Genomic DNA, 11,308 nt, shown 5'->3' with positions numbered 1-11,308 from the left:
CGTGCTCGATCTCCTGGAAGACCTTGTGCTTGAGGGCGGTGTCCTCGAATAACGGCCCCGGGTGGGCGGGGGGGGGGGGGGCGGGCGGGGGGGGGGGGGGGGGGGGGGGGGGGGGGGGGGGGGGGGGCGGCCCCCCCCCCCCCCCCCACCACCCTGCTCGTCCGAGTGCGGCAGACGGCCCGGTTCGCCCGCACGCTCGGCGAGTTGTCGGTGCGCCGGTGCGGCGGGCCCGCCCAGGTGGCCGCGCTGGCGGAACGGGCCCGGGCCGAACAGGTCCCGCTGTGGATCGCCCGGCGGTTCGCCCCGGGCCCGGCCGGGCCGATCGCCGTCGCAGTGGACCGGCGTCTGGTGCGGGTGGACGTCTGGGGGCCGCACGCCCCCGTCGTACGCATCCGGGCGCCGCACGGCTTTCCCTCCCCCCACGCCGGCGACCCCTCCCGCGGTCTGCGCCTGACGGTGGACGACGTCGCCGTGGAACTCACGCTGCGCAAGAAGCTGCGCAAGTCGAGGAGTTCCGTGGAGGTGCGGCTGCCGGGACGGCACTGGGCACTGCGCCGCGAGGACGCGCTGACGTCCCGGCTGCTGCGCGACGACCGCTGTGTCGCCCTGCTGGCCAGGCCGCCGCGCCGGCCCGCGTTCGAGCCGGGCACGGTGCTGCTGCCGCTCACCCCCGTGCGGTACGAGAGCGGCGACCCGCTGGACGCCGTCATGGCGCAGGTCTTCGCCGTCGCCTTCGGCCTCGGGGACACGACGGGGCTGGCGCGCTTCCCGTCGCAGCGGCGTCCGGTGAGCGGCGGCGAGCCCGTCGCCTTCGACGAGGGGTGGGACCGCCCCTGGTTCTCCAACCTGGGCACGGGCGGCCACGACAACGAGTCCGGCGGCGGCGACGGCTGGGGGTCCGACGGCGGGGACGCGGGCGGAGGCCACGCCGGCGGAGACGACGGCGGCGGAGGTGACGGCGGCGGAGGTGACGGCGGCGGGGGCGACTAGGACTCGTGGGCGGCGTGAACGCTGAAGGGGAGCGGGCGTGCGGGCTTCGCGGGTACGGGAGTTGCGCCTCCGCCCGGCCCCTCGCGGTGGCGGTGTGACGAGATGGGTTTGGGGGCGTTCGGGTGGTTCGCCGCCGGTCCTGCAACTGCCGGAGGGCGAGCGGCCTCCTGGACAGCAAGCGAACGCCGAACGCTGGAGGTTGTATGCGGGACTGGCAGTATTCACCGACCGCCGTCACGGTGCCCGAGCTGATCCTCGACCCCTACCGCTGCGGTTTCGACGCCCGGACGACCCTGGACGGGACGGAAGCGGGAGAGCAATGGGGGGACGAGGACTGGCGGGTGCCGCCGCAGGGACGCGCCGCCGAGGAGGAGCCGCTGTGGCCCGCCCCGGACCCGGGCAGCCGGCTGCCGTCGGCGGTGGCCCCCGCCGACCGGCGGCGCCTGGAGTTGCACGCGGCGCTCATCCGGGCGGGCGTCGCGCCCGCGCCCGGAGACCTGCACGCGGTGGAGACGTTGAGCGGCCTCGACGACACCGTCAACGACGCCGTCCGCCGCTGGATCGCCGGCCGCTGACCGGGCCGGCCCGCTGCGGCGCGGACGGGTGGGAGGCTGCCGCCCGGCGGGCGGCGACCGGCGTCCGTGCCGCGCGGGCCGGGCGAAGTGGCCTGCGCGGTCCGCTCACTTGACGAGGAAGTCGGCCGCCCGGGTGTCGAGCGTGCGGGTGCCGTTCTGTGCGGTGGCCAGCACGGCGACGTGCCAGACGCCGCGCGGCGACGACGCGGCGTCGGAAGCCGTGGTCCTGACGCCGTACGTGCAGATCGCGGTGTGCTTCTTGTAGGGCTTGCAGACGGCGGGCTCCGCCTCGGCCATCTCCTGCGCGCTCGGCTCGTGCTCGGCGAGCGACGAGTTCTGCGGCCATGCCAGCACCTTCACGTCGTCGACGCCGGAGGACGTCGTCACGTAGGCGGTGAAGGTCAGCGAGCCGTCGTGGCCGGCCGCGGGGGCCGTGTAGCGGGCGGTGGCGTGGGTCAGCGCCGGGGGCTGCTCGCCGGCGTAGGCGAGTGCGTACGCGCCGGCGCCCACGAGGACGGCAGCGCCGGCGGCGACGGTGAGGGCCATGCGTCGGGTCACGAGTTTCTCCGCAACTGTCTCAACTGGATACGGCCGGCGTCCGTGGTGTCCGCCGTGCACCGATCCTCGCGCCATGAAGGTGCGCCCGGCATGGGGGAACGTACTCAGTCCGGCTGAGTACGCCCGCCGGGCCGTCCGGCCACCCGCTCCCCCGTTCCCCCGCTCGCCGCCTCTCCTCGGCCCGAAGGAGAGGCGGCCGCGGCCGCAGACACGCGGGCCCGGCCTCCCGCGGGGGGAGGGCCGGGCCCGTGGGGGTGAGCGTCAGGCGGGGCGGATGTTCTCCGCCTGCGGGCCCTTCTGGCCCTGGGTCACGTCGAACTCGACCTTCTGGCCTTCCTGGAGCTCGCGGAACCCCTGGCTGGCGATGTTGGAGTAGTGGGCGAAGACGTCGGGGCCGCCGCCCTCCTGCTCGATGAAGCCGAAGCCCTTCTCGCTGTTGAACCACTTCACAGTGCCCTTGGCCATGACCGTCTCCTTCGGGGAGGGGAGGACCGGACACGCACCCTGCGTGACCGGGAGGTGATCGCCCTGGTCCGGAGAGACGCCGAACAGCAGGAACGCCCGTGAGGCAATCACGGGCGAACGGGACTTCGGAACCACGACTGCTGATCACAACGGTATAACGAAGGAGGGCCGGCCGGTACCGCGACGCGCCGGTAGCGGCCGGTTCCGGTCCGGCCGGCCGGCGGCCCGGCGCCCGTCTGCGCGCCCCGCGTCAGGAGGGCCGTCCGCCGAACCGCCAGTTGTGCACATCGATGGCGGCGTACCGGTCCTCGGTGAGGACGGCGCGCGCCGCCTCCGGGTCCGGCGCCTGGAGCAGCACCGCCGTCCCGAGCCAGGTGGCGCCGTCGTCCGACAGCAGCGGCCCGTGGGCGATCAGGTCGCCGTCCCGGCCGGGCGGCGCCACGAGGTCGGCGCCCTCCCCCGCGCCGAAGCCGAGCACCAGATAGCGGTTGCCGCCGGTCCGGCCGCCGGGGAAGTCCCACATGGTGCGCCCCAGGGTGTTGCGCCACCGTCGCAGCAGCACGTCCCGGTAGGCGCCGGCCTGGTGGTTCGGCTCGTCGAAGGCGAAGGCGCGGGCCGCCGCGGGGCCGGGCAGGTCGAGGATGTGCACACTGCCGGTCGGGGTCTCGCCGTCGTCCGCGAGGGTCGGGCCCCGGGCGATCAACTCCTTCGCGAAACCGTCCATGTAGGACCAGTGCGCTTCGGCCAGCTGCTCGCGCAGCGCCAGGGAACCGGGCCGGTCACGGTGGTAACAGAGAAAGTCCATGCCCAAGGATCACCGCCGGCCCGGCCCCGGGGCGAACGGGTTTCCCCGGCCGTCGCACAAAGTGCGACGACAAACGACAGAACCATTGACCCACTCCTCCCCCACCCCTACCTTCTGACCGAACATTCGAACCCTGTCCGATATACCGGACGAGCGAGCGTCTCGGCCCGTCCGCACGCCTCTCCTGGAGAGCAGATGAGCACAGGTCCCCGGTCCGACTCCCAGCCGTCCCGCAGGCGGTTCCTCGGCATGGCCGCCGGCATCCCCCTCGCCGCCATGGCCGCCGACCTGACCATCGGGGCGGGCGCCGCCCACGCCGCCGACTCGGCCTATGTGATGGCGTACTTCACCGAGTCCACGACCATGCTCGAGGCCAACTACGGCCTGCACCTGGCCGTCAGCCGGGACGGTCTGCAGTGGATGCCGCTGAACCAGAACAACCCGGTGGTCACCCCCACCGAGGGCGCGCTCGGCCTGCGCGACCCGTTCGTCCTGCGCAAGCAGGACGGCACGTTCGTCGTGCTCGCCACCGACCTCAAGGGCACCGACTGGAACTACGTCAGCCAGTACGTCCACGTCTGGAACTCCACCGACCTGCGCACCTTCACCGGCTACCACCGGCTGAAGCTGCACGACATGAACACCCACAGCTGGGCGCCGGAGGCCTTCTGGGACGCGGGCCGCGGCCAATACGCGCTCATCTACTCGGCCGTCAACAGCAGCGGCCACAACGTCATCATGGTCAACTACACGACCGACTTCGTCACCGCCTCCGCGCCCCAGGTCTTCTTCGACCCCGGCTACGACGTGATCGACGGCGACATGGCCGTCGGCGTCGACGGCGTCAACTACCTCTACTTCAAGAAGAACGGGACGCTCGTCGGCGCCCGGTCCAGCTCGCTGAACCCCGGGAGCTTCACGCCGTTCAGCACCGCCGTCTCGCACGGCGGCACCGAGGCGCCCACCCTGGTCAAGTCCCTCACGTCCGGGACCTTTTACCTCTGGGGCGACACCTACACCCCCAACGGCGTGTTCTACGCCTGGCAGTCCACGGACCTGTCGGCCGGCACCTGGACCGCGCTCGACCAGCGCCTCTACACGCAGCCGCTCAACTCCAAGCACTGCGGCATCCAGCCGATCACCTCGACCGTGTACGACAACATGGTCGCGAAGTGGGGCGCCCCGGCCTGGAACAGGATCAAGTCGTACAACTTCCCGGGCCGTTACGTCCGGCACGCGAACTACGTGGGCCGGATCGACCCCTACCCCTTCGACCCGTTCACCGACTCCCAGTGGAAGATCGTGCCCGGCCTCGCCGACAGCTCCGGGGTGTCCTTCCAGTCGGTGGCCCAGCCGACCCGCTATCTGCGGCACTACAGCTACCAGCTGAGGCTCGACGTCAACGACGGGACCGGCACGTTCGCCCAGGACGCCACCTTCCACAAGGAGGCGGGCCTGGCGGATTCCACATGGGCGTCGTTCCGCTCCCACAACTACCCCACCCGCTACATCCGGCACTCGGACTACGTCCTGCGCATCGACCCGATCGCCACCGCCGGCGAGCGGGCGGACGCCACCTTCTCCGTCGTGTACTGACGGGCCGCGCGCACCCCGGTGCCGGAGCCGCTGCTTCATCCGTTCGGTGGCCGCCTGCTCGCACACTCCCGGGGCCCCTGCCTGAGATGGGAGCAGCGCGTTCCGGCCCAGGGTGCGAGGCACCGGGCGGCGGGGACGCGGACATCGACCGGGAAGCGGGTGCGGCCGGGCACGGCCGCACCCGGCCCGAAAGGAGACCGTCATGCCACAGGGTTCCAGCGCGAAGCGGGAGCGTCAGTACGAGCACATCAAGGAGGGCGCCCGCAAGCGCGGCGCTCCGAAGGGCCGGGCCGAGGAGATCGCGGCGCGCACCGTGAACAAGGAGCGGGCCCGGGCGGGCGAGTCGAAGACGGCGAGCCGGACGTCGACCCGGGACCCCAAGTCCGCTCCGCAGCGCGGGGGCCTGCGCTCGCACCGCGGCGCTCAGGGGCCGACGCGGGACCAGCTGTACGCGGAGGCGAAGAAGCGCGGCATCAGCGGCCGCTCCTCGATGAACAAGCAGGAGCTGACCCACGCTCTCGGCCGCTGACCGGCCCGGCACGTCCTGAGCCGCCGCGGACGTCCTGAGCAATGACCGGGGCCCGCCGGTCGTCTCGTGATGGACGCCGCCCGCCCGGGGAGGGGCGACCACCCCTCCCCAACCGGGCGCGGCGCCGGTCGCGACCCGAGCGGGTCAGGCCCGGTTCCGTGCGGCCCCGTTCGGTCCCGTCCGGTCAGTCGTGCCCTTTCGGCGCCTTCTTCCCCGCCGACTTCGGCTGCGCCTCGGGCTTCGCCGCCTTCTCGGCCTTGGCAGCCTTCTCGGCCTTCGCCACCTTGTCGGACGGTTTGGCGTGCGCCGGTGCGCGCCGCTCGGCAGGGGCACGGCCGCCGGACGCGGCGCCGACGGCCGTGCCCCTCACGTCGGCCGGGTCCGTACCCGCGCGGCCGGAGGAGGGCGGCGCACTGCGCGCAGAGGCGGCAGCACGCAGTGGCATGTGGGAGGCGTCGCCGGGCGGGGCGGACGGGGTTCCGGGCGCCGGGGAGGCGCCGTTCCCTGCGGTCGGGCCGCCGTCGGCCCCGCCTTTCCCGGCGGGCCGGCTGACCGCGCCCGTCGTGTTCCCCTGGCCCTCCTGCTGCGAGTAGCCGTCGGTGACGGCCAGAGCGGCGGCCATGACTCCGGCGAGGGCGACGGCCCCGCCCGCCACCAGCACCCGGCCGCGTGCGGCGGGCGTCGCGGCGGCTGCCCGCGGGACCGGGACCGCGGCCGGGTGCGTCGCCTCGTCTCGTCGCGCCGGTTCGCGGCTCCGCACCCGGGCCGAGGCGCTGTTCGCCGCCGCGGTCCTCGGCGGCGGGACGACGGCCCCGGCGGCCCCGACCGGTTCGGAGAGGGGCGAGTCGGCGAGGGCGGCCAGCGTGCGGGCGCAGTCGAGCGCGGAGGGACGCGTCGGCTCGTCCAGGGCGGTCATGTCCCGTATCAGGGCGGCGAGTTCGACGGGGAGTCCGTCGGGCAGCACCGGCGGGCGGTGGAGCCGCGCGATCGCCGCTTCGAGTGGACCGCCGTCGTACTCGAGCCGGCCGGTGAGGCATTCGAGGAGCACCAGTCCGAGGGCGTAGACGTCGGCGGGCCGGCCCACGGGCCGGCCCAGCACCTGTTCCGGGGCGAGGTAGGCGGCGGTGCCGACGAGGGCGCCGGTGGCGGTGCGGGTGGTGGCGTCGACCAGCCGGGAGATCCCGAAGTCGGTCAGGTAGGGGCGGTCCGAGGCGCCGAGAAGGATGTTGGACGGTTTGACGTCGCGGTGCACGATCCCCGCCTCGTGAGCGTGGGCCAGGGCGCGGGCGAGATCGGCGCCCAGGGCCGCGGTCCGGGCGCAGGACAGGACGCCTTCCACGATGCGCGCTCTGAGGGTGCTGCCTTCGATCAGCTGCATGACCAGGTAGGGACGGCCGTCGTGCCGTCCGGCGTCGTAGGCGGTGACCAGCCCGGGATGCTGGAGCCGGGCCAGGATCACGGCCTCACTCTCGAATCCCTCCTCCGACGTGGCGGCCGCGCCGGGGCGGAACACCTTCACCGCGACGGCCCGCCGCAGCCGCAGGTCGTAGCCGCGGTGGACGTCCGCCGCGCCGCCCGAGCCGATAGGTGCGTCCAGGCGGTAACGGCCGGACAGCACCTCGGCCGAACACCGGGAGAACGACGCCAGGGCCGACTCGCGGAGCCTCATTCCATCTCCCTCATGCTTCGGAGCACATGTACCGCGGGCTCCCGTTCACCGAGGCACGCCGGACGCGGGTACCCGCCGGAGCGCGGCCTACCCCCGAACCCGGGTCGCCCGGCGGAGCCGCGGGAACGCGGGCTCCGCCGGACGGCAGGCGGGCAGGTGGCGGGCGGGTCAGCGCAGTCCGGCGAAGAGGTCGTTCTCGGGGACCGGAGCGCCGGTGGTGTCCTGGACGCGGACGAAGGTCTCGACGCCCATCAGCTCGGTGAACTTCTCCTGGCCCATCTTGAGGAAGAAGATGTTCTCGCCCTGGCTGGCGTGCGCGGCCAGCGCGTCGAACTTCTGGGCGCCGTAGCGGGACGTGTCCACCCAGGTGGTGATCTCCTCGTCGGGGAGGCCGATCTCGGCCAGCGCGGCCGCCTCGGCGGGATCCGGCTCCTGCACCTCGGCGCCCCCGAACTCGCGCATCAGCTCGCCGAACCGCTGCATCATCGAGCGCGGCGCCGTGGTCCAGTACACCTTCGGGGTGAGTCCCGTCATCTCCAGCGCCGCCATCGTGATGCGGTTGGCCTGGATGTGGTCGGGGTGACCGTAGAAGCCGTTCTCGTCATAGGTGACGACGACGTCGGGCCGGTGGCGCAGCAGGAGCTCCGCCAGCCGGGCGGCGCCCTCCTCGACCGGGGTCCGCCAGAAGGATCCGGGGGCGTCGTTGGTCGGCCAGCCCATCATCCCGGAGTCGGCGTAGTCCAGCATCTCCAGGTGGCCGATGCCCAGGACCTCGCAGCTCGCGGCGAGTTCCTCGCGACGCATGCGGGCGACGGCCGCCGGATCGTGCCCGGGGTCGCCCGGCTTGACGCCCCCGGGTCCGTCGCCGCACCCGCCGTCGGTACACGTCACGAGGACCGTGCGGATTCCCTCGGCCGCATAGCGCGCGAGCACTCCTCCGGTTCCGGTGGCCTCGTCGTCGGGGTGGGCGTGCACCGCCATCAGCGTCAAGGGCGAGTCGTTCATGAAACAGTCCTCCTGCGGGACAAAGGGGATGGTCCGGGTCGAGTCCGTGGCGTGGTGCAGCGATCGCCCCTCGATATCAGACGTCTCACTGCCGACACCGGACGACGAGGCGTACCCGACCGGCCCTGGATCACGCCGGGACGTCCCGTCGATCGCCGTATGCCCCGCCGTGTGCCCCGCCGTCCGTGCCGCCGGTCTCTCGTCGGCTGCAACAACGCCGTCCGGAGCCCCTGTTCCCGACCTGGGCGGGAAGTTCGTGAACCGCGGCGCGCCCATCGTAGCCGCGTCCCGTCAAGGGGAGTTCCCGGCCCCTTCGCGCGCCGCGACACTCCGACGTCCGTTGTCTTGTCAGGTCCATGATCCTCTCCTACAGTCCCAGCGGAGAACGGAATGGGAGCGCTCCCAAAACTGACGGGTGCGCCCTGGCCCCCACACCCATCGCGGAGGACCCGCATGCAACCGTCACACCTCCCGGCCCGCAGGGCGCGCGCCCTGGCAGGCGCGCTGCTCACCTCGCTCGTCGCGCTGGCCGCGCTGCTCACCGGCGCCTCGGCGTCCCACGCCGACACGACGATCTGCGAGGAGTTCGGCTCCACCACGATCAAGGGCCGTTACGTCGTGCAGAACAACCGCTGGGGCACGAGCGCCACCCAGTGCATCACCGTCACGGACTCGGGCTTCAGGATCGCCCAGGCCGACGGCTCCGTGCCCACGAACGGCGCCCCGAAGTCCTACCCCTCGGTGTTCAACGGCTGCCACTACACCAACTGCTCGCCCGGCACGAATCTCCCGGCCCGGCTCAGCAGCATCTCCGGGGCCCCCACGAGCATCTCGTACAGCTATGTGAGCGGTGCGGTCTACGACGCCGCCTACGACATCTGGCTGGACCCGACGCCCCGCACCGACGGCGTGAACCGCACCGAGATCATGATCTGGTTCAACCGCGTGGGGTCGGTGCAGCCGGTGGGCTCGCCGGTCGGCTCCGCCACCGTCGCCGGACGCCAGTGGCAGGTGTGGTCCGGCAACAACGGCACCAACGACGTCCTGTCCTTCGTGGCGCCGTCGACGATCGACAGCTGGAGCTTCGACGTCATGGACTTCGCCCGCAACGCCGTCTCGCGCGGACTCGCCTCGAACGACTGGTACCTGACGAGCGTTCAGGCCGGGTTCGAGCCGTGGCAGAACGGCGCCGGGCTGGCGGTGACCTCGTTCTCCTCCGCGGTGAACCTCGGCGGCGGCACCCCCGGCGACCCCGGCGGCCCGGCGACGTGCAAGGTGTCCTACGGCACGAGCGTGTGGCCGGGCGGCTTCACCGCCGACGTCACGGTGGCCAATACGGGTTCCTCCCCGATCAACGGCTGGAACCTCGCGTTCACGCTGCCCGGCGGTCAGCGGATCACCAACGCGTGGAACGCCGCCGTCTCGCCGTCGTCCGGCTCGGTGACGGCGACGAACGTGGCGCACAACGCGTACATCGCGCCGGGCGGGCAGGCGTCGTTCGGGTTCCAGGGCTCGTACGGCGGCAGCTTCGCCAGGCCGGCCTCGTTCAGCCTGAACGGCACGGCCTGCACCACCGCCTGACGCACCGGACGCGAGCCGTCGCGTCGTCCGCACACCCGGGACCCGTCCCGCCGGCCCCGCGCCGGCGGGGCGGGTCCCGCCCTGTTCCCCGGGCTTCGCCTCCTGAAGCCCACCTCTGCGGGCGGTAGTGGGCCGGTGCGCGGACGGGGACGGCGGCAAGGCGCGAACCGGGCGATCCGCGTGCGGCCCGATCACTCATGAACCAGGCGAACCCGACGCCCTCCTGGCCGACAACGCGCGGGTCCGCGCGGAAGCCGTGTGCCCGCTTCCGTCGGGCCCGTAGGATCGGTGATCTCTTGGGGGGAGGCGGTCATGGGCAGGCGACGCCCCGGCACTCCGACGCTGGAAGAGGTGGCCGCTCACGCCGGGGTGGGGCGGGGCACGGTCTCCCGCGTCATCAACAACGCGGCCGGTGTGAAGGACTCGACGCGCCGCTCCGTGCAGCGGGCCATCGAGGAACTCGGCTACGTTCCCAATCTCGCGGCCCGTTCGCTGGCCGGGCGGCGCGCCGACGCCGTCGCCCTCGTGCTGACCGAACCCGACTGGAGGCTCTTCGCGGAGCCGTTCTTCTCGGAGATCGTCGGTTCCCTGGGCGACGCGCTGGCGGACACCGGGATGCAGCTGATGCTGACCCTGGTCCGGACGGAGGACGAGCGCCAGCACTTCCTGGAGTACGCGCGCGGCGGCCGGGTCGACGGGGTGCTGCTGATGTCCGTGCACGCCGGGGACCCGCTGCCGGACATGCTCGCGGAGGCGCGGGTGCCGACGGTGATGCTGGGACGCCGTTCGGGCGACGAGTACGTCAGTTACGTGGACGCGGACAACGTGGGCGGCGCGCGCAGCGCCGTCTCCCACCTGCTGTCGCGGGGCCGCGCGGTGATCGCCACCGTCACGGGGCCCCTCGACGTGTACGCGGCCCGGTGCCGGCTGCGCGGGTACCAGGACGCCCTGGCGCTGGCTGGCCTGCGGAGCAGTCCCTCCCTGGTCGCCGAGAGCGACTTCACCCAGGACGGCGGGCGCCGCGCCATGGCCGAACTGCTCGAACGGCACCCGGAGATCGACGGCGTCCTCGCCGCGTCGGACACCACGGCGGCCGGAGCGTTGCAGGCGCTGCGGGCCGCGGGACGGCGCGTGCCGGACGACGTCGCCGTGATCGGTTTCGACGACTTCGCGCTGGCTCAGCGCACCGAGCCCCGGCTCACCACCGTGCGTCAGCCGCTGGAGGAGATGGGCCGGGCCATGATCCGGCTCCTGTTGGAGGACATGGAGGAGCAGTCGGCGGCCTACCGCCATGTCATCCTCCGGACGGAGCTGGCGGTGCGGGAGTCGGCCTGACGCGGTGCGCAACGGGAGCGCTCCCGAAACGGGTGCGGAGCGCCGTCCCGGCCTCGGGGGGGGGGGGGGGGGGGGCCCCCCCCCCCCCGCCGGGGGGGGGGGGCCCCCCCCCCCCCCCCCCCCCCCCCCCCCCCCCGGGCCCCCCCCCCCCCCCCCCCCCCCCCCCGGGGGGGGGCCCCCCCCGCGGGGGGGGGGGGCCC

At 73.5% G+C, this 11,308-nt stretch carries 11 protein-coding genes; 6 read left to right on the top strand and 5 right to left on the bottom strand.

The window, feature by feature from the left end; all coding sequences use genetic code 11:
- Window positions 1–165: 165 nt before the first annotated feature.
- Together ACGFSH_RS34240 and ACGFSH_RS34235 are read left to right on the top strand one after the other, a co-directional pair.
- The gene (locus ACGFSH_RS34240) at window positions 166–990 is read left to right on the top strand and encodes a hypothetical protein (RefSeq protein WP_393355526.1); all 825 of its coding nucleotides are present in this window, start codon (window positions 166–168) and stop codon (window positions 988–990) included.
- A 203-nt stretch (window positions 991–1,193) separates the two neighbouring features.
- The gene (locus ACGFSH_RS34235; protein WP_393355524.1) at window positions 1,194–1,565 is read left to right on the top strand and encodes a hypothetical protein; all 372 of its coding nucleotides are present in this window, start codon (window positions 1,194–1,196) and stop codon (window positions 1,563–1,565) included.
- 105 nt (window positions 1,566–1,670) lie between these two features.
- Here the strand turns inward: ACGFSH_RS34235 and ACGFSH_RS34230 are convergent, their stop codons facing one another.
- The 3 genes from ACGFSH_RS34230 to ACGFSH_RS34220 form a co-directional block, all read right to left on the bottom strand.
- Window positions 1,671–2,123 (bottom strand): DUF5707 domain-containing protein, encoded by a 453-nt coding sequence (locus ACGFSH_RS34230; protein ID WP_393355522.1) that lies wholly within the window; start codon window positions 2,121–2,123, stop codon window positions 1,671–1,673.
- 261 nt (window positions 2,124–2,384) lie between these two features.
- Window positions 2,385–2,588 (bottom strand): cold-shock protein, encoded by a 204-nt coding sequence (locus tag ACGFSH_RS34225; RefSeq protein ID WP_069768673.1) that lies wholly within the window; start codon window positions 2,586–2,588, stop codon window positions 2,385–2,387.
- Between the two features lie 250 nt (window positions 2,589–2,838).
- Window positions 2,839–3,393 carry a YciI family protein gene (locus ACGFSH_RS34220; RefSeq protein WP_393355519.1) on the bottom strand — a complete coding sequence of 185 codons (555 nt, stop codon included), beginning with the start codon at window positions 3,391–3,393 and terminating at the stop codon, window positions 2,839–2,841.
- Window positions 3,394–3,588: 195 nt separating this feature from the next.
- Between ACGFSH_RS34220 and ACGFSH_RS34215 the strand changes: the two genes are divergently transcribed.
- Together ACGFSH_RS34215 and ACGFSH_RS34210 are read left to right on the top strand one after the other, a co-directional pair.
- Window positions 3,589–4,989 carry a glycoside hydrolase family 43 protein gene (locus tag ACGFSH_RS34215; protein WP_393355517.1) on the top strand — a complete coding sequence of 467 codons (1,401 nt, stop codon included), beginning with the start codon at window positions 3,589–3,591 and terminating at the stop codon, window positions 4,987–4,989.
- 202 nt (window positions 4,990–5,191) lie between these two features.
- The gene (locus ACGFSH_RS34210) at window positions 5,192–5,518 is read left to right on the top strand and encodes a plasmid stabilization protein (RefSeq protein ID WP_393355515.1); all 327 of its coding nucleotides are present in this window, start codon (window positions 5,192–5,194) and stop codon (window positions 5,516–5,518) included.
- Window positions 5,519–5,702: 184 nt separating this feature from the next.
- Here ACGFSH_RS34210 and ACGFSH_RS34205 read toward each other — a convergent pair whose 3' ends face one another.
- Window positions 5,703–7,187, bottom strand: coding sequence for a protein kinase (locus ACGFSH_RS34205; protein ID WP_393355513.1), 1,485 nt, complete (start codon window positions 7,185–7,187; stop codon window positions 5,703–5,705).
- A 168-nt stretch (window positions 7,188–7,355) separates the two neighbouring features.
- On the bottom strand, window positions 7,356–8,192 hold the full coding sequence (locus ACGFSH_RS34200) for a PIG-L family deacetylase (RefSeq protein ID WP_393355511.1): 837 nt from the start codon (window positions 8,190–8,192) through the stop codon (window positions 7,356–7,358).
- Between the two features lie 453 nt (window positions 8,193–8,645).
- Between ACGFSH_RS34200 and ACGFSH_RS34195 the strand changes: the two genes are divergently transcribed.
- On the top strand, window positions 8,646–9,773 hold the full coding sequence (locus ACGFSH_RS34195) for a cellulose binding domain-containing protein (RefSeq protein WP_393355509.1): 1,128 nt from the start codon (window positions 8,646–8,648) through the stop codon (window positions 9,771–9,773).
- A 312-nt stretch (window positions 9,774–10,085) separates the two neighbouring features.
- Complete coding sequence (locus ACGFSH_RS34190) at window positions 10,086–11,108, top strand: LacI family DNA-binding transcriptional regulator (RefSeq protein WP_393355507.1); 1,023 nt, start codon at window positions 10,086–10,088, stop codon at window positions 11,106–11,108.
- The last annotated feature ends 200 nt before the right edge of the window (window positions 11,109–11,308 follow it).

The organism is Streptomyces sp. NPDC048481, assembly GCF_043200075.1.
Lineage (GTDB): Bacteria > Actinomycetota > Actinomycetes > Streptomycetales > Streptomycetaceae > Streptomyces.
Note: the sequence above shows the minus strand (reverse complement) of the source record. Positions and strands in the feature narration are given on the sequence as shown.